This is a genomic window from Pseudomonas sp. S07E 245 (assembly GCF_019599025.1).
GTDB lineage: Bacteria > Pseudomonadota > Gammaproteobacteria > Pseudomonadales > Pseudomonadaceae > Aquipseudomonas > Aquipseudomonas shirazensis.
In genome coordinates this window covers 3298002-3315449 of the sequence record NZ_CP080625.1, presented here as the reverse complement: position 1 = coordinate 3315449, position 17448 = coordinate 3298002, and the positions used below count along the sequence as shown (strand labels likewise).

General features: G+C 62.6%; 13 protein-coding genes. All 13 read right to left on the bottom strand.

What is annotated here, in order from left to right; all coding sequences use genetic code 11:
• Positions 1–6 precede the first annotated feature (6 nt).
• The 13 genes from K3F44_RS15265 to K3F44_RS15205 all read right to left on the bottom strand — a co-directional run bounded on the left by K3F44_RS15265 (position 7) and on the right by K3F44_RS15205 (position 16802).
• Positions 7–471 (bottom strand): multidrug transporter, encoded by a 465-nt coding sequence (locus K3F44_RS15265; RefSeq protein WP_150570663.1) that lies wholly within the window; start codon positions 469–471, stop codon positions 7–9.
• Between the two features lie 234 nt (positions 472–705).
• Positions 706–2160: a mannose-1-phosphate guanylyltransferase/mannose-6-phosphate isomerase gene (locus K3F44_RS15260; RefSeq protein ID WP_101322051.1), complete on the bottom strand. Its 1455-nt coding sequence runs from the start codon at positions 2158–2160 to the stop codon at positions 706–708.
• A 32-nt stretch (positions 2161–2192) separates the two neighbouring features.
• Positions 2193–2840 (bottom strand): alginate O-acetyltransferase AlgF, encoded by a 648-nt coding sequence (locus K3F44_RS15255; protein ID WP_101322050.1) that lies wholly within the window; start codon positions 2838–2840, stop codon positions 2193–2195.
• A gap of 17 nt (positions 2841–2857) precedes the next feature.
• A complete protein-coding gene (locus tag K3F44_RS15250) occupies positions 2858–4015 on the bottom strand; it encodes an alginate O-acetyltransferase (RefSeq protein ID WP_150570661.1) in 1158 nt (385 codons plus the stop codon).
• A 13-nt stretch (positions 4016–4028) separates the two neighbouring features.
• Positions 4029–5486, bottom strand: a complete 1458-nt coding sequence (locus tag K3F44_RS15245) for an MBOAT family protein (protein ID WP_101322048.1) — start codon at positions 5484–5486, stop codon at positions 4029–4031.
• A 180-nt stretch (positions 5487–5666) separates the two neighbouring features.
• Positions 5667–6770 (bottom strand): mannuronate-specific alginate lyase, encoded by a 1104-nt coding sequence (locus tag K3F44_RS15240; protein ID WP_220632521.1) that lies wholly within the window; start codon positions 6768–6770, stop codon positions 5667–5669.
• A gap of 7 nt (positions 6771–6777) precedes the next feature.
• A complete protein-coding gene (locus K3F44_RS15235; protein ID WP_101323103.1) occupies positions 6778–8220 on the bottom strand; it encodes an alginate O-acetyltransferase in 1443 nt (480 codons plus the stop codon).
• A gap of 12 nt (positions 8221–8232) precedes the next feature.
• Positions 8233–9789, bottom strand: a complete 1557-nt coding sequence (gene algG, locus K3F44_RS15230) for a mannuronan 5-epimerase AlgG (RefSeq protein WP_220632520.1) — start codon at positions 9787–9789, stop codon at positions 8233–8235.
• A 19-nt stretch (positions 9790–9808) separates the two neighbouring features.
• Positions 9809–11287, bottom strand: a complete 1479-nt coding sequence (locus tag K3F44_RS15225; protein WP_220632519.1) for an alginate export family protein — start codon at positions 11285–11287, stop codon at positions 9809–9811.
• Complete coding sequence (gene algK / locus K3F44_RS15220) at positions 11284–12702, bottom strand: alginate biosynthesis TPR repeat lipoprotein AlgK (RefSeq protein WP_220634195.1); 1419 nt, start codon at positions 12700–12702, stop codon at positions 11284–11286. Before algK ends, K3F44_RS15225 begins: the two co-directional genes overlap by 4 nt.
• Before the next feature lie 33 nt (positions 12703–12735).
• Positions 12736–13902: an alginate biosynthesis protein Alg44 gene (locus tag K3F44_RS15215; RefSeq protein WP_220632518.1), complete on the bottom strand. Its 1167-nt coding sequence runs from the start codon at positions 13900–13902 to the stop codon at positions 12736–12738.
• A gap of 39 nt (positions 13903–13941) precedes the next feature.
• A complete protein-coding gene (locus tag K3F44_RS15210; protein ID WP_409077649.1) occupies positions 13942–15432 on the bottom strand; it encodes a glycosyltransferase family 2 protein in 1491 nt (496 codons plus the stop codon).
• A gap of 53 nt (positions 15433–15485) precedes the next feature.
• Complete coding sequence (locus K3F44_RS15205; protein ID WP_220632516.1) at positions 15486–16802, bottom strand: nucleotide sugar dehydrogenase; 1317 nt, start codon at positions 16800–16802, stop codon at positions 15486–15488.
• Positions 16803–17448 lie beyond the last annotated feature (646 nt).

Here is a 17448-nt window from a genome sequence, read left to right as displayed (position 1 = left end):
CTGCGGCTAGTTGGCAAACGAGCCCTGCAGGCGTTCGGCACGAAACTCCAGGGTTTGCGCGCGGTAGCCGGAGCGCAACGGCGGCAGTGGCAGGCAGTCGTTCCACTCGGCGCCTGGCTGCAGGTCGCCGGGGCCGCGATAGCGCGGCCTGCTGTAGGTGTTTTCGGCGAGGTTGACCGTGTCGCCGGGGGCGTAGGCGCCGACCTGCCAGCGCAGTTCGGTGAGCGGCACGCTGTTGGCGTTTTTCATGCTCACGCGCAGGCTGCGGTCGGCTGGGCACAGTTCAGGGGCATATTGCAGGCGCAGGTCGAGGCGGGCCAGCTGGTTGGATTCGCGGGTGTCCTGCCAGGCAACCCAGAGGGCGATCAAACCGAGGCCGAGTACAGCGGCCAGGGAAATCGGCAGAGCCTTGGCCGGGTAGCGAATGAGCAGGACCAGCCAGGTCAGGATGAGCAGAGCGCCGATGATCATGGGAAGGGCAAGCCTTGGGTGTGCGGGTTTTGCACATCCTAGCTGAAATAGTGGTGGGGGTGAAAAACGGTGCGACATGGACGACGCGGTCGCGTGTAGGAGCGGCCTTGTGTCGCGAAAGGCCAGCGTAGCTGGCCCGGCAATGTCAGCGGCGAAGCTGAAAATGCGGGGCCGCTACGCAGCCCTTTCGCGACACAAGGCCGCTCCTACACGGACCGTGTATGGCTGGAAGGGTTACTGGGCGATGGTTTTCACCGAAACGCCGCGCTCGATCGGCGTGGCGCTGCGGCCGTAGACGTCTTCGAAGCGTTCGATGTCGTCTTCACCCAGGTAGCTGCCGGACTGCACTTCGATGATTTCCAGCGGGATCTTGCCCGGGTTGCGCAAGCGGTGCACCGAGGCGATCGGGATGTAGGTCGATTGGTTTTCGGTGAGCAGGAACACGTTCTCGTCACAGGTCACTTCAGCCGTGCCCGACACTACGATCCAATGCTCGGCGCGGTGGTGGTGCATCTGCAGCGACAGGCTGGCGCCGGGCTTGACGGTGATGTGCTTGACCTGGAAGCGGCCGCCCATGTCCACCGAGTCGTACGAGCCCCATGGGCGATACACCTCAAGATGGTTCTGGGTCTCGCTGCGGCCTTGCTTGTCGAGGGTGTTGACCATCTGCTTGACGCCCTGGACCTTGTCCTTGTGGGCAATCATCATGGCGTCCTTGGTCTCGACCACGACGATGTTCTCAAGACCGATCACCGAGACCAGCTTGCCGTTGCCGTGGATCATGCAGTTGTGGCTGTCCTGCACCACCACGTCGCCTTTGGTGACGTTGCCGTTGGCGTCTTTCTCATGCACATCCCACAGCGACGACCAGCAGCCGACGTCGCTCCAGCCTGCGGTCAGTGGCACCACGCAGGCGCGCTGGGTCTTTTCCATCACGGCGTAGTCGATCGAGTTGTCCGGGCAGCAGGCGAAGGTGGCTTCGTCGATGCTCAGGTAGTCGCCGTCTTCTTCGCTGCGCTCGAGTGCCAGCAGGCAGGTGTCGTAGATATCCGGATCGTGTTTTTTCAGCTCTTCGAGGAAGCGGCTGGCGCGGAACAGGAACATGCCGCTGTTCCAGAAGTAGCCGCCGCTGCGGACGAACTCGGTGGCGCGTTTTTCGTCAGGCTTTTCGACAAACTGCGCAACCCGGGCGACGCCTTCCGGCAGCAGGGCATCCTGGCTGGAACGGATGTAGCCGTAGCCGGTTTCCGGTTTGGTCGCCGGCACGCCGAACAGCACCATCTCGCCACGCTCGGCCGCCACGGTGGCCAGGGCCAGGGCACGTTGCAGGGCCTTCTGGTCATCGATCACATGGTCAGCCGGCAGTACCAGCATCAGCTCGTCGCTGCCTTCATTGACCAGTTTCATCGCGGTGATGGCCACGGCCGGCGCGGTGTTGCGGCCAAACGGCTCCATCAGGATCGCCTGGGTCTGCAGGTTCAGTGCAGTCAGCTGCTCGTTGACGATGAACTTGTGGTCCTTGTTGCAGACCACGATCGGCGCTTGCATGCCGTCGAACACCAGGCGCTCGAGGGTTTGCTGGAACAGCGTGTGCTCACCGGTCAGGGCGAGGAACTGCTTGGGGAACTGTTTACGCGACAAAGGCCACAGACGCGAACCGCTACCACCAGAAAGGATTACCGGAATCATGATGTTTCTCCAAAGGTTGATAGAGGCAGAAATCAGTTGGTCGAGACAGGACGGGTTACCCACACCGGGGCCAGGCTGCTGCCGGAGCCGGTGACGTACAGCACGGCGGCTTCACCGCGTTCCAGCGCGACAGGTTTGATGTCGCTGACTTTCTTGTCGCCTTGGTACAGGGCCAGGTTGACCTTGACCGGATTGATCTCGCGCTCGCCGCGCGCATGGGCCGCTACCGGCTTGACCACTTCGGTCTTGCCGTCGGCGGTTTTCAGGGTCAGCGCCTGGTCGGTGAGGTTCTGCACCCGCACCAAAGCCTTTTGCTTGTTCTTGAACGGTGGCTCTTCGATCAGTTGCGGGCTGCCGCTGGCGTTGTTGACCAGGGTGTAATACTTGTCCGAGGCGAGCTTCACCGGCACCGACTTGCCACCGACCTGGGCGCTGTAGTCGCCGCCCGGGAGGAAGCTGAAGTCACTGCTGGACTGCGCGCCGACCTGCTTGATCTGGGTGTTGCCGACACTGGCGGCAGCCGGTGCGCTGCTGGCGTTGTACAGGCGCACGAAGCTTGAGCCTTTCGGTGCGCTTGGGCCGTACAGTGCGGCGTCGGCGCCGGCGAAGGCTTGCAGCGAGGCCAGCGACAGGCCCGCAGCGAGGGTGAAGACTTTGGCAAAAGATGGCTTGTTGGACATGTGCGTGTTCCTCTCTTTCAGTGTTCCGTCCGATTGGACGACAGGGCCAGGTTTTCTTCGGATTTACGGGTGTTCTTTAATTGCGCGATCCACTGCGGGTCGAACCCGCTGAGGTCGTTTTTCATCGGCAGATAGCGTTCCGGGAACTCCCACACCACCACTTGCGGCGGGGCATCCTTGAAGGCGTCGCTTTGCAGGTACTTGAGCATCGGCAGCAACGGCCCATGGCCGTCTTCGGCGTAGTTGGCGACATCGCTGTGCAGCGCCTGCTGCAGCGCGCCGAGGAAATTCCAGTGCGGGTTGGCGCTGTAGCTGGTGCCAACCAGCGCCACCGGGATCTGGCTGTCGGCGAACAGCGCGTCACCGCTGTCGGCGTTGCCGGCCGCTGGGCGGGTAGTGCGTTTTTGCAGGTTGTCCGGCGCTGGCAGCAACTCGCTGAACAGCGGGTCGAGCGGCAGGAAGTTGGTCAGGTCGCCTTTGTACGGCGCACTGCTGCCAGCGTCGGTGACGTAGGCCTGGGGTTCGGCTTGCAGCAGTTTTTGCCGGGACACGGCTTCGGCCACGGTCTGCGCGGCGACTTCGGCGCCCAGCGGGGTCCAGTGCGTGTCGGTGCGCAGGAATACCTGGCCGCGGGCTTTGGCTTGCTCCATTGGCGCCTGCAGGTCAGGGGCAAACACGTTGGCCTGGCGTGCCTGGGCATGGAACTGGTTGTACAGGTCACCATGCAGGCTGGCCGGCTGCTCTTCGCCGAGGTACTCGGAGTAGATCCGCGCCTTGGCCGGGATGATCGCCAGCACCAGCTGCACGCCCTGGCGTTGCAGGGTGTCGCGCACGCCGCGGATCAGCGCCAGGTTGTCCTGCATCAGCTGGTCGGCACCGGCGGTGGGTTTGAACTCTTCGTCGCTGAACAGCCATTGCTCGCGGCCCAGCACCACGCCGGGGCGGCCTTCGTTGAACAGCTTGTAGTCCAGTGCAGCCCACAGGTTGGTGCTCAGGCGCTTGATCGGGAACTGCTCGTCGTAATGGGTCTCGGCGGCCTTGGCCAGCTTGCCGTTGAGCACCGTCATCTGCTCGGTGCGCTGAAAGCTCGAAGCGCCGCTCAGCGACCACACGCCAAGGCCGGTGAGCAGGCCAAGGAAGGTCAGCGAGTAGGTGATGCGAAGTGTCCGGGTCATGGTCGTCCGTGCCTCAGAACTGGAAATAGAGGAATGGCGAATAGCTTTGCGCCGAGAGTTTCAGCACCGAGGCAACGAACAACAGCAGCACCAGCACGCGGGCCATGACCCGGCTCCAGTCCAGGCCGATCGAGCCGTCGCTGTTGATCTGTACCGGGGTTGCCTTGGGCGTTGGCTTGGCATTGCGGTAGAAGTCGCGCAGGCCGAAGAACGCCAGGGTTGCGTAGGCGATGAACATGGTTGCCACCTGCAGGCCGGTGAGGTTGGCGCGGTTGAGTTCCGACAGCTGCCATTCGCCGAAGCTGAACATGGCGGCGTACATGCGCCCGGCCACGTCGAGGTTTTCCGAGCGGAACATCACCCAGCCGGTCACCACCAGCAGGAAGGTGAACGCCCACTTGATCGGGTTGAAGCGCTGCGGGTTGGTGTCCAGGCCCAGCGCACGTTCGATCGCGAGCCAGATGCCGTGCCAGGCGCCCCAGAGGATGTAGGTGATGTTGGCGCCGTGCCACAGGCCGCCGAGCAACATGGTCAGGAACAGGTTGCGGTAGGTGTTGAAGGTGCCTTTGCGGTTGCCGCCCAGGGTGATGTACAGGTAGTCGCGCAGCCAGGTCGACAGGCTGATGTGCCAGCGCCGCCAGAACTCGGTGATCGACTGGCTGATGTACGGCTGCTTGAAGTTCTCCATGAAGCGAAAGCCCATCATCAAACCGAGGCCGATGGCCATGTCGCTGTAGCCGGAGAAGTCGAAGTACAGCTGCGCGGTGTAGGCCAGGGCGCCGAGCCAGGCGTCACCGGTGGTAGGGTTTTCCAGGGCGAAGCAATGATCGGCAACCACCGCCAGGGTGTCGGCGATGAACACCTTCTTGATGAAGCCCTGCATGAAGCGGGTGCAGCCTTCGGAGAACTTGTCGAGGGTGTGAGTGCGGTTGTTGAACTGGTCGACCAGGTCCTTGAAGCGCAGCACCGGGCCGGCAATCAAGTGCGGGAAGATCGCCACGAACGCGGCGAAGTCAATCAAGTTGCGGGTGGCCGGGGTATCACCGCGGTACACGTCGATGATGTAGCTGATCGACTCGAAGATGTAGAACGAGATGCCGATCGGCAGCAGCACGTGGGTGATGATGAACGGCTCGAAACCGAACGAGGTGATGATTGCGTTGAGGCTGTCGACGCCGAAGTTGGCGTACTTGAAGTAGCCGAGAATGGCCAGGTCGACACCTACGCCGAGCAGCAGCCAGCGCTGTGCGGGTTTGGTGCGCACGCCTGCGGCGCCGACTTTGAGGCCGATCCAGTAGTTCCACAGGGTCACGCCGGCGAACAGGGCGAGGAAGTCGACCCGCCACCAGGCGTAGAAGATGTAGCTGGCGACCAGCAGCAGCAGGTTGCGATAGCGTTGCCCGCTCAAGTAGTACAAGCCGAGGAAGATCGGCAGGAACAGGAACAGGAACACATTTGACGAGAAGACCATCCTCGTTCTCCTGATGGATGTACGTAGCTGGGGCAGCAGCCCCCCAAACCCCCCAGCCTGGACCGGGGAGCAACTTAATACCCTGTGGGAGCGGGCTTGCCCGCGAACAAAGGCGTAGCCTTTGCCTGGCATCACGCGGTGCCTCATTCGCGGGCAAGCCCGCTCCCATAGGGATGAGTGTTACTTGTTGCCAGCTGCGCTCGGGTCATACACCCGGGTCATGTTGCCGCCCAGGCGGAAACTGTCGAACGGCTGCATGCCATGCTTGCGCGACAGCGTGTCGCCAACGCACTGGTACAGCGCGCACCACGGCTCGAGCCAGGCGTACTTGCTGTCGACCTTGAGGTCTTTCATGTCCTGTTTGACGCTGGTACGGGCAACGAACTGACGCGGATCACGGGCACCGGCCAGCACCCCTTCGCCGAGGCGCTGCAGGGCAAAGTTGTTCTCGCTGCGCAAGTCGACCCCATTGACCTTGGCGAAGCTGGCGATCATCGCCAGCGGCGGCAGAGCGTAGTTGTGGTAGGCCAGCGCGCGCTGGCGGCGCTTGAGCTCGTTAGGCAAGAAGCCCTGCTCGTCGATCTGGTTGGCGCCGACGCGGTATTCCTTCACGGCCCAGTCGAACAGGTCGCGGCGGTCGGTGGCGACGGCAGTAGCCATCACCGACCAGGCGGCCCAGTAGCTGTGGTTGTTGATCTTCTCCAGCGGCAGGTCGCTCCAGTCCTTGACGGTCTGTTCGGCCAGGCGGGCGAACCATTTTTCAATGGCTTCGGCTTCGGCTTTGTGCGCCGCCAGCGGCTGCGAATTGGAGAACTTCAAGCGCAGCCAGGAGCCGCTCATGCTGCCCAGGGCCCATTTGCGCATGGACTTGCCGGTGTGGTTGTAATCGGTCGAGAGCAAGGCGTCGGCCTGCGCCCACTGGCTCAGCCAGCCAAGCGCGCAATCGAGCTGCGCCGGGCGGCCGTCGCGCATGTACTGGCCGACCATCTTGCTGACGCCACGCTCGAGGGTGGTGATGTCTTTGGTCGAGTCGCGGAAGGCTTTTTCCGAGCGCAGGTTGAGCGTCGAGCGGGCCTTGTCCGAGCCTTCGTACTTGCTGCGAAACTGCAAGGCGCCGGTGTAAGGCTTGGGCGCCTGTTCACAGCGGAACTTGCCGTCGGTGGTTTTCATCTGCTCGATGCCGGCGTAGTAACCCTGTGGGGGTACCAGCTCGGCCTGCGCAGCGCCGGCAAACAGGGCCAGGGCGAGCAGGGCAGGGGCGAAGGTCGTGCGTGGCTTGATCATGTGCGCCTCACTGGCCAGCCTGCGCTGTGTGCGCAGGGCTGGCGAAGTTGTTGCGTTTGCAGAGCTTGGCTTCGACTTTCTGGGTGCCTTGTTCCGGGCCTTGCAGCTCCAGCGCGAGCAGGTTCTGGCTGGCCCAGTCTTCGTCTTCACGCAGTTGGAAGACAAAGCGCCCGTCGGTGTCGGAGGTCTCTGGTTTTTCGATCTTGATGTCCTCGTGGCGCCCGTTCAGATACCACAGGGTCGCTTGCAGGACCTTGACCGAAGTGTCTTCGAACTTGATGTCCATCTGCAGGTTGCGGTTGACCAGGTCCTTGATCACGCCGCCCTTGCCGTTGACCATGACTTCGTTGGTGCCGGGCTTGAGCGTGGTGCTGGCGCTCATCTGTGCAGGGCGGTCATCGCAGCCGTTGTCGAGCAGGCCGAGGATCTGCCGCCAGATGGTTTCCTGGTCGAGGCGATACAGCGGCGAGAATTCCCAGATGAGGATCTTCGGCGGGTGGGTCTTGAACTCTTCGCTGCCCAGGTACTGGATCATCGCACCTTCCAGGCCACCGCCGGGGAAGGCGACGTTGAGCACGTCGGCGCCGATGTATTGCTGCAGGAAGCCCGAGAAGTTGTAGTTCTTGCCGCTGTGGCTGGTGCCGACCAGGGTGATCTCGGCATTGCCGCTGTCGCCGAACAGGTCGTCGTCGCCGGCGGCGCCTTTCGGCTCGGTGGCGAACTGGTCCATGTACTGCACCGCGTAGCTGCTGCCGCAGAGCTGGCCGGCGACGTTGTGCAGGGTGCCGGTCTTGCCCATGCGCCCGGACTTGTGGGTTTCGAATTCCTTGCGCGGGATGTCGGCGAAGGCCGGCATCTGCTGCACGCTCTTGGCGATGATCTTCGCCGCTCGTTCAGCGCCATACGGCGTCCAGTGCTGGTCGCCGCGGAAGTAGAAGTCCTTGCCCTGATCGGCTGCCGCCAGCTGCTCGTTGGTCAGTGGCGACAGGTCCGGCACGGTGTAGCCCATCTTGGCAAAGCGCTTGAGCATGGCCTGGTAGTTGCCCAGCGCCTTCTGGTAATCGAACGCGGCCTTGTCGGCCGGATTGAGCATGTTGCGGTTAACCAGGCCACGGGTTGGCTGATAGACCATCACCAGCTCGATGCCGCGTTTCTTGAAGGCGTCGTGCACCTGCTGCAGGCGCTGGTAGCCGGCAGCGCTGGTGCTGAACTCGGTGCGCAGGTCTTCGCGAGTACGGAACAACCAGTCGCCCTGCGCCTGCACCAGGGTGGTGAAGTTCTGCTGGTAGCGGGTGGTGTAGCGGCTGGCGTCGTGCGCTTCCGGGCACAGCTGGCAGCATGGCTCGGCAGTGAAGCTCGGCGCCTGGACCTGTTCGGCGCGCACGCCCTGGCTGATCGCCAGCAGGGCGGCAGTCAGGCCGAGCAGTTTCATCAAAGGTGCAGTGGTCATGGTCAGCATTCCTTAATCGATCATTTCGGTCTGGCGTTCGACCGGGTCGATCAGCACAGCCTTCTGCTGGCGCACCAGCAGGTCGAGGATTTCGTCCTGGCGCTCGCCGAGCACGCCATTGAGGCTGATGCCGCTGGCTTTGCGCGGGGCGAGCATGGCCACCTTGTACAGCTCGACCGACAGCGGCGAGTCGATCGACAAGGGGCCGGAGCCATTGGCGGTCAACTCGCCGCCGACCACGATCAGCGAAACCTTGGCGTCGAACGGGTCGAGGGCGATGTCGCGGTCGGTGTCGGACAGGTCCTTGATGTGCCCGTAAACACCGACCAGGCCGTTGGCCATGGCGATGTTCTCGTAAAGGCGAATGTTGACGCTGTTGCGCACGCGGATGCCGTGGCGACGGTTGTTGATGACCTTGTTGCCCCAGATCAGGTTGTCACCGCTTTCGTACACGGTGATGCCGTCAGTGTGGTTGCGGTAGATCTCGTTGTAGGCAATCAGGTTGTTGACGCTGTTACGGTCGATCACCACCCCGGAGAGCTTGTTGTCGTAGCTCTTGTTGTTGAAGATCCAGCTGTCGTTGACCTCACGCGAAACGATGATGCCGTGCTTTTTCTTGGTGCCATGCACGGTGTTGCCGGCGATGATCAGGCGGTGCGAACGGTCGTGCGGGTCGATGCCGTAGACGATGTTGTCGCGGTAGGTGCTGTCCTTGACCACGAAGTCGCTGGTCTCGTAGCAGTAGAAGCCGTACCACATGTCACTGAATTCGGAACCGATGATCCAGCCGGTCGGTTCGGCGCGGCCCATTTTTTTCGCCATGTTCGGCGTGTACTGCGAGATGCTCACGCCGTACGACTTGGACTGGGAGTAGCCAAAGCTGGCCATCTTGCTGTTGACGATGTAGGTCTCGGTGCCGCCCCACGACAGCAGGAACGGGCGGAACTCCTTGGGCGAGCGGAAGCTGGCCGGGCCGTTGTCCTTCTCGCGCCAGCCGGTGACCTGGGTGTCGCTGACGAACAGCTTGCCGTCGTTGACCAGAAACGCGCCGCGCTCCTGCGACAGACGCAGCTCTTTGACCTTGCCGTTGATTTCCAGCGCGCCCTTCTGCCCGACCACGATCGGCAAGCGTGCCAGATACACGCCCGGCGACACTTCACTCAGGTACTGCTTGGGCACTTGCTTGCTCAGCTCGGTCAGGTCGACATGGCCGTCGTCGACAAAGATCGCCTGGGGGATACCCTGCTGGCGCTGGACCCACTCGGCGGCCTTGTTGTCGCCGCCTATGAATTCCTTGAGCGATTCTTCCTGAAGCATGCGGCGCACGCTGACCTTGCCCTTGCGGCTGCGATCGATCTTGGCTTGCACCGCTTGCGCGGTGTAGCCAGTCAGATCAGGCAGCTTGGGCGGCTCCATGTGCAGCGGCTCGACTGGCGCGCTGGTCACGGTGTAGGTCTTGGCCTGCTGCAGGCCCTTGGCCGTGCCTGGCTCGGCGGCCTGAGCCACGCCTGCGGCCAGCAGCAGGGCGCTGGCAAGCAGGCTGTAGCGAAGCTTGGGTTGCAGGTTCATATCCAGTCCTCGGCGCACGTCAGAAACGCCAGATCACGTCGACAAAGGCGCGGTGCATGTACGAGTCGGCCTCTTTGCCGTAGGCATCGCCAGGCTTGAACACGCCAGCACGCAGGCGTACCAGCGCCGACGGTTCGTCGATCGACTGGCTCAGCGATGCTGGCAGCAGGCCTTGCTTGAAGTACTTGGTGACGACCACGTCCATCTCCTGGCCCAGGTCCTTCTCGCCGTTGACCAGTGGGCGGTTGACGCCTTCGTCATCGACCACCGCATTGATGCCGCTGGAGCCGATGTTCTGCTGGCCGTTGACGCGCCAGAACTTGTGGTAGATCAAGCTGGCGTCGTAGTCGTCGCGCAGCTGCCAGGAGGCGAACAGGGTGGCTGCCTGCAGGTTGCCCAGCTCACCGCGGAAGGCTTCGCCGAAGCGGTGCACCCGCGAGCGGGTGCCGGTGAAGCTGGAGCGATTGCTCTCAAGGCCGGTCTGCTCGTAGTTGTTCGAACCCTTGCTGCCGCCGCCACCGCTGCCACGGGCATAGGCCGCGCCGACTTGCCATTGCGGGTCGAGGCGCAGGCGGATACCGAGATCGGTGGCCCAGGCATTGACGTCGCCGCTCTGCCTGCCGGTGGCGACTTGCTCGTTGCCGACCAGCTCGCTGTTGAGCTTGTCGCGGTCACCGGTCAGCCAGGTCAGGCTGCCCCAGTAGTTGACGGTGTGCTGGTTGCGCCAGTTGTAGGCATCGCTGTTGGCTTCCAGGCCCAGCCAGGTCAGGTCGCCGGTGCGGCGCTTGTCGAGGCCATCAAGGCTCTCGCCAGTGTTTTTCAGGCTGCCGCTGTCATGGGTGTGGTGCGCGCGCAGGCCAACCCAGTGACCGGGGGTCCACTGCGTGGCAACGTCGCCGTAGAAATGGGTGCGGTCCTTGTCTTCCGGAGCCAGCTCGGTGAGGTCGGTGCGGTATTCGCTGAAGCGCTGGGCCATGCCCAGGTTGGCCCGCAGCAGGGTGGTGTCGAAGGTCCAGTTGAGCGCTTCGATGTTGCTGTCACGCCACATGCCGTCGTCGTTGCGCAGGCGCTGGCGGCCGAGCCGCAGTTGCTCGCCGGGGTAGGCGGTGAAGCCGCTGTAGCCGACCCAGAACTCGCGCATGGCCAGGTAGCTTTTGTCGGCTTTGCGGCCGTCGGCAGCGGTGTCGACGGTGCTGCCATCGTCGGACTGGCGCAGGGTGTCGGTCTCGATGGTGTCGGTGGCCGCGACCGCCTGGCCCATGGCAAAGGCGCTCCAGTTGCCACGCTCGCCGTAGACCCAAGGGCGCAGGTCCAGACCCAGGCCTTGCACATCACCGCCGGAGCGGGTGCCGAGGTCGCGGTCGTCTTCCGACTGGCCGGTGATTTTCACGTCGAGGCCGAAGTTCTTCTCGGCGGTGATATCGGCCAAGGTCGGGCACGACCAGAGCAGGGCGAAGCTCAGGCCGATCCCGGCCTTCACGAAGGGGTTGAGCGTCATAGGGAGGAATCCTCGGCGTCTTCATCGTCTTGCAGGGCTTCGATGGCCATCATGCTGTTGCCGGCTTTGGCCATGCTGCCGCGCGCCTGCTGCTCTTGCGCAAGCAGGCGCTGGGCCTGGCTGCGCTGCTCAGGCGTCAGTTGCTGATCGAGTTGCTGCAGCAGTTCGGTCGACTGCTGCGACGGGTTGGCCTGCGCCAGGCTGGCGAATACCCAGGCATTGCCAGGGTTCGGGCGGATGCCGTGGCCTTCGCTGTACAGCTGAGCCAGCGCATAGTCGGCGCTGAGCTGACCGCCGCGGGCGGCGTTGAGCAGGTGATCGACCGCCTTTTGCGGCTCGACCTGGCCGAGGTAACCACGGCGGTACAACTGGCCGAGGTAGTAATGGGCGCTGATTTCGCCGGCAGCAGCGGCGGCTTGCAGATGAGTTTCGGCTTTGGCCGCATCGGCTGGCAGGGTCTTGCCTTCGTAGTACAGGCGGCCCAGCAGCAGCTCGGCACGCGGCTGTTCGGCGGCGCGGCCTTTGTCGATGTAAGCCAGCAACTGGTCGGTGTCGCCCAGCTCGGGGAAGTCATACAGCAACTGCGCCAGGCTGACCCAGGAGGCCGGGTTGGCCGGGGCAACCTGCTCGAGCAGGTCCTTGGCGGTTTTCTCGTCGGTCTGGCCCAGGCTGCGATCAGCCAGTACCCGCGCCACGCTGTCGACCCGGCTGGCCGGTACGCTACCGCGGGCATAGGCCGACTTGAGCTGCTCAAGCAGGGCAGTGCGTTGCTCGGCCTGGTTGCGTTTCTGGTAGACGGTGGCCAGCTCGACATAGCAGATGTCGGTGCTGTTCAGGGCGGTTTTGCAGATGCGCTCGACATCATCCAGGTGCTGATCGTAGCTGCCCTGGGTGCGGTAGAGGAGGATCTGCGCCAGGCCCGCTTCCGGGTTGCCGGCAGCGCGCCATTGTTCGATCTGTTGCTGCGCGTTGACCTTGGGGAAGCTCTGCGGGTATTGCAGATATAGCATCGCCAGCGGGATCAGGGTGTTGCTTTCGCCCTGGGCGGCGGCGCGCTTGAGCAGGCTTTCGGCCTCTTCGCGCTCGGCCTGGGTGCTGTCCGGTTTGGCTACCAGCAGGCGGCCAAGGCGGGCCTGGGCCCGCGACGAGGTGCTGGCGGCGGCGCGGTAGGTGGCTTCGGCCTGCTGCAGCTGCGCAGGGTCGCGCGTGGCCACCTGAATATCGGCCAGGCCGACCTGCGCATCGCTGTAGCCGAGATCAGCCAAGGCCTTGTAGTTGCGCTCGGCAGTGGCGGTGTCGCCACGCTTGAGCGCTTCGTTGGCCAGGCGCTGATCGGGCAGGCCGGCGCAGCCACTCAGGGCAATGGCGATCGCCAGTGAGCACCAGGTGGCTGGGCGCGCGCCGGGCGACGCCATGGGTAGGTTGAACAGGCTCATGGTCAGATCCTCTTACAGCCCACGGGCCGCAGCTTTGCTGATCAGCCAATCCAGCGAAGGGCCGCGATCGCTGTTGACCGCTGCCGGGCGACCGGCCAGTTCGGCGGGCAAGGCACCGTCGGGTTTGATCTGCACGCGGATGTCGGAGGCCAGGTCTTCGCTGTTGAGGCTTGCGCTGCTGACGATCTGGCCAGTGCGCACTTCGTCTTCACCGGCGATCTGGAAGTTAACCTTGGTGCCCGGCTTTACCTCGTCGAACTGGCGGTAGCTGAAGCGCGCCTCGATCATCGGGTTGGTGGTGCGCGGTACCAGGTGGAAGATCGGCTGGCCTTTGCTGGCGTACTGGTCGTCATCCACCAGTTGCTCGGCGACGACGCAATCACACGGGCTGGTAAGGGTACCGGCGAGTTGCTTGCCGAACAGTTCCTCGACCTTGGCCGGCTCCAGCTGCGAGTCGTCCAGGTGGCCTTTGAGCATGTCCAGCATGCTGGTGCTGAAGCTTGCCAGTGGCGCGCCCTTGACCACTTGCCCGCCGCTTTCGACCAGGCTCTTGACGGTGCCGTCGCGGGGCATGGTCACGGTGGTGGTCGGCACGGCGACCACACCGGCTTCGGCGTGGCTGACGAAGTACATGCCATACAGCGACTTGGCGACAAAACAAAAGGCGGCGATACCGACCACGAACACGCCCAGGGTCACGGTCACGGCACGCAGGCGGCCAAACGCGCTCAGACCCGAGCCGCCGTCCTTCTGCTTGCGCGCCTTGGTGAAGTTGTCGCGTTGCAGGGTACTGAGCACGTCACCGGCAGTGATCAACTCGCCCGACAGGTGCGAGGTGATGATGTGGCGCAGGGTGGCGATGTCACGTGGCTCGAGGTTCTGGAACTCCGCACCGGTACGGCCGGTGGCGGCGTCGCTGGTGCGCACCAAAAACTCGATGTCCATCGACAGGCCGAGGTTGTCGACCACGAACTGCAGGCGACCGCGGATCACTTCGCCGATCGGCAGTGCGCGCTTGGCCTGGAAGGACAGGCCGCCAGCAGACAGGTCATCGACCTTGGCCTCTTGCGGCTCACGGTTGCCGTCCACAAAACGCAGCTTGGCGGGGATACGCACCCGGGCGTGTTGGCGCTGGGCTTCGGACTCATGCACGACATTGACGTTGACGGCGTTATTCATGGCGATTTCAAGTTCCTGTTAGTTCTGATCCGGAGGGGCTCACACGACCATGAACAGCACAGCAACGAAGATGCTGGCCGCCGAGAAGGTCATGGTCCGCGAGGACCAGGTGTTGAACCATTGTTGAAAGCTGGCAAGGTCACGCTTGAGGGCAGTCGGCTGACGCGTCCAGGACTGCTTGTCGAGGCGGAAGAACACGTAGATCTTCATCATCGCGCCGACGATCTGGTTGTAATAAAGGATCACGGGATAGGCCGGGCCTACCTTGTGCCCCGAGCACAGCAGCATGATCGTCAGGATCAGCCGGGTGATGCCGATCCACAGCAGGTACACCAGCAGGTATGCCATGCCGAATTTCAGGCTGGCGATCACCGCCACAGTCAGCCCGAGCAGGCTGGTCCACATCGACACACGCTGGTCGAACAGCACCAGGCTGGTGAACGGGCCGAGGCGCTTCAGGCCCAAGCCAAGGGCGCGCGAGTTCTGCCGCAGGTTGTTGCCGTACCAGCGGTACATCAGTTTGCGGCTGGCCTTGAGGAAGCTCTTTTCCGGCGGGTGCTCGACCGTGTTGATCGCCGCGTCCGGTACGTAGAAGGTGTCGTAGCCAAGGCGCATCAGGCTGAACCAGCTCGACTTGTCGTCACCGGTAAGGAACTTGAAGCGGCCCAGGCGCCAGTGCATCAGTGAGTCGCTTTCGACATCGGCGATGAACTCGGGGTTGGTCACCACGCTGGCGCGGAACATCGACATGCGCCCGGTCATGGTCAGTACGCGCTTGGACAGGGCCATCGAGCACATGTTGATGTGGCGCTGGGCGAAGCGCAGCTTGTGCCACTCGCTCATGATGTAGCCGCCGCGCACTTCGCAGAATTCGTTGGTGGTCAGGCCACCGACATTGGGGTACAGCTTGAACCAGGGTACGGTCTTGCGCACGATGCCGTCGCCGAGCACGGTGTCGCCGTCGATCACGGCCACTACGGCATGCTGGTCGGGCATCATCCGCGAGATGGCACGGAAGCCGAAGGCCAGGCCATCGCGCTTGCCGGTACCGGCAATACGCACGAAATCGAGGGTGACGTGCTCTGGTGGGTTGTATTTGGCCCACAGGCTTTTCACCAACAGCTCATCGCACTTTTCCACCAACGAGCAGACCACGGTGGTCGGGTAGCCGCAGTTGATCGCTTCGCGAATCACCGAGCTGTACACCTGCGCGGTGGTCAGCGCATCGATGCGAAAGCTGGTGACCATCAGGTACACATGCGATGGCGCGGCGTCGTTGCCCAGCTTGCGTACCTTGTTGCGCAGGTACGGATAGACGCCATACAGGAAGATCATGCCGCGGATGAAATGGGTGGCGCCCATCGAGTAACGCCAGATGCCGACCGCACCGACCAGGAAGATGAAATGCTTCGACTCGGAATCGAAGATGTCGCTGGGCAGGGCCAGGGCGATCAACATGAGCAAGCTCATGTAGAGCAGCCATCCGGCGCACTGCATCAGTACTGTCTGGAACCTATGCATGTTCGGCATCCGTCACGAAATTCAGTAGAGAGCGGGGCCTTGCGGCCCCGCGTCAGGCTGGCTTACCAGCAGATGCCTTCGGTGCGGCTGGTGCTGCAGGTGGGCTTGCTCATGAAGCCAACCAGGTCGATCACTTGCTTGCCGGCCGGCGCTTGCTGGGCAAGGGCGCGGAACTGCTCGTCACGGTTGCCGAGGATGATGATTTCGGCGTCGTTGATGACTTGCTCGAAGTTGGCGTTGAGCAGCGACGAGACGTGGGGGATCTTCGACTCGATGTACTCTTTGTTGGCGCCGTGGACACGGGCGTACTCAACGTTCTGGTCGTAGATGTTGAGCTGGTAGCCTTTACCAATCAGGCGCTCAGCCAGTTCCACCAGCGGGCTCTCGCGCAGGTCGTCGGTGCCGGCCTTGAAGCTCAGGCCGAGCAGGGCGATCTTGCGTTTGTCGTGGCTCTCGATGATGTCGAAGGCGTTCTGCACCTGCGATTCGTTGCTGCGCATCAGCGAGTCGAGCAGCGGGGCACGTACGTCGAGGCTGGCAGCGCGGTAGGTGAGGGCGCGCACGTCCTTGGGCAGGCACGAGCCGCCGAAGGCGAAGCCTGGGCGCATGTAGTACTGCGACAGGTTGAGCACGGTGTCCTGGCAGACCACGTCCATCACTTCGCGGCCATCGACGCCGACCGCCTTGGCGATGTTGCCGATCTCGTTGGCGAAGGTGACCTTGGTCGCGTGCCACACGTTGCAGGTGTACTTGATCATTTCGGCAACGGCGATGTCCTTGCGGATCACCGGCGCATCGAGCTCTTCGTACAGCGCTTGCAGGACGTCGCCGCTGGCGGTGTCGAACTCGCCGATGACAGTCATCGGTGGCTGGTCGTAGTCCTTGATCGCGGTGCTTTCACGCAGGAATTCAGGGTTGACCGCGACACCGAAGTCGACGCCGGCCTTTTTCCCCGAGCAGTCTTCCAGGATCGGGATGACCACGTTCTTGACGGTGCCAGGCAGCACGGTGCTGCGCACCACGATGGTGTGGCGGCTGGCTTTGTCACGCAGCACGTAACCGATTTCGCGGCAAACCGATTCGATGTACTCAATGCCCAGGTCGCCGTTTTTCTTGCTCGGCGTGCCGACGCAGATCATCGACACGTCGCTGGCGCGGATGGCCTCGGCGAAGTCCGTGGTGCCACGCAGACGGCCATTGGCGATGCCCTGTTGCAGCAGTTGCTCAAGGCCCGGCTCGACGATGGGCGACTTGCCCTTGTTGATCAGGTCGATCTTGGTCTGCGACACATCCACACCAATCACTTCATGGCCCCGTGCCGACAGGCAGCCTGCACACACTGCACCCACATAACCCAAACCAAAAATGCTGATACGCATCGCTTTCACCTCAAGTGTTTATCACGCCGACTCTTCCACGGAAGTGCCGGCCGGTTTGATTAACCAGCATTAATTCGGGCGCACTTTGCCAAGGCGAGTGCACACTTCACCGAACGCAGGCATGAATAAATCCGGAGTGCACAACGGTGTGCACTCTAAGTAGGCAGTCAAAGACTGATCATTAAAAAACGTGCCCTGAAATGCAGCCGTCTTTACTGCAGCGCGCTACGTGGCGAACTGCTGTGCTTGTTCTTTCAAGTGGATAAATCCTTTGAAATCAACCACTAGGACGTTTAAGGGGCTTGCATCTCCTTCAGCTGGCAGCGCGCTTGGTGGTTACCGTGGCGTCTGCCTAAGTTCTTCGGCCGGGTAGTAGGTACCTGCCGCTTGTCATCTGTAAGTCATCTCTCACATGCAGCGATGAAGATTCGTTACGGGTCCTATGAGGGGCACCTTGGGGGCAAAGTTCCTGAACCGAAACTGACGAAGTGAAAGATTTCTAAATATTTATCTAAGTGCGCATAGTTGCATGGTGATAGCACGCGACGGTTTCACCCCGGTATATAAAGGGTGAAAACCCAGCGGGATGGTTATATGCCATCACCGGAAAAATAATTGCAAAATTCGTCAAAAAATTACGAACGGT

What these genes read in the sequence shown, in the direction of transcription:
- K3F44_RS15235 (WP_101323103.1), bottom strand. Translation starts at nt 8,220, where the DNA reads ATGACCACTGCACCTTTGATGAAACTGCTCGGCCTGACTGCCGCCCTG.
- K3F44_RS15260 (WP_101322051.1), bottom strand. Translation starts at nt 2,160, where the DNA reads ATGATTCCGGTAATCCTTTCTGGTGGTAGCGGTTCGCGTCTGTGGCCT.
- K3F44_RS15265 (WP_150570663.1), bottom strand. Translation starts at nt 471, where the DNA reads ATGATCATCGGCGCTCTGCTCATCCTGACCTGGCTGGTCCTGCTCATT.
- algG (WP_220632520.1), bottom strand. Translation starts at nt 9,789, where the DNA reads ATGAACCTGCAACCCAAGCTTCGCTACAGCCTGCTTGCCAGCGCCCTG.
- K3F44_RS15215 (WP_220632518.1), bottom strand. Translation starts at nt 13,902, where the DNA reads ATGAATAACGCCGTCAACGTCAATGTCGTGCATGAGTCCGAAGCCCAG.
- K3F44_RS15205 (WP_220632516.1), bottom strand. Translation starts at nt 16,802, where the DNA reads ATGCGTATCAGCATTTTTGGTTTGGGTTATGTGGGTGCAGTGTGTGCA.
- K3F44_RS15250 (WP_150570661.1), bottom strand. Translation starts at nt 4,015, where the DNA reads ATGACCCGGACACTTCGCATCACCTACTCGCTGACCTTCCTTGGCCTG.
- K3F44_RS15210 (WP_409077649.1), bottom strand. Translation starts at nt 15,432, where the DNA reads ATGCCGAACATGCATAGGTTCCAGACAGTACTGATGCAGTGCGCCGGA.
- K3F44_RS15255 (WP_101322050.1), bottom strand. Translation starts at nt 2,840, where the DNA reads ATGTCCAACAAGCCATCTTTTGCCAAAGTCTTCACCCTCGCTGCGGGC.
- K3F44_RS15225 (WP_220632519.1), bottom strand. Translation starts at nt 11,287, where the DNA reads ATGACGCTCAACCCCTTCGTGAAGGCCGGGATCGGCCTGAGCTTCGCC.
- algK (WP_220634195.1), bottom strand. Translation starts at nt 12,702, where the DNA reads ATGGCGTCGCCCGGCGCGCGCCCAGCCACCTGGTGCTCACTGGCGATC.
- K3F44_RS15245 (WP_101322048.1), bottom strand. Translation starts at nt 5,486, where the DNA reads ATGGTCTTCTCGTCAAATGTGTTCCTGTTCCTGTTCCTGCCGATCTTC.
- K3F44_RS15240 (WP_220632521.1), bottom strand. Translation starts at nt 6,770, where the DNA reads ATGATCAAGCCACGCACGACCTTCGCCCCTGCCCTGCTCGCCCTGGCC.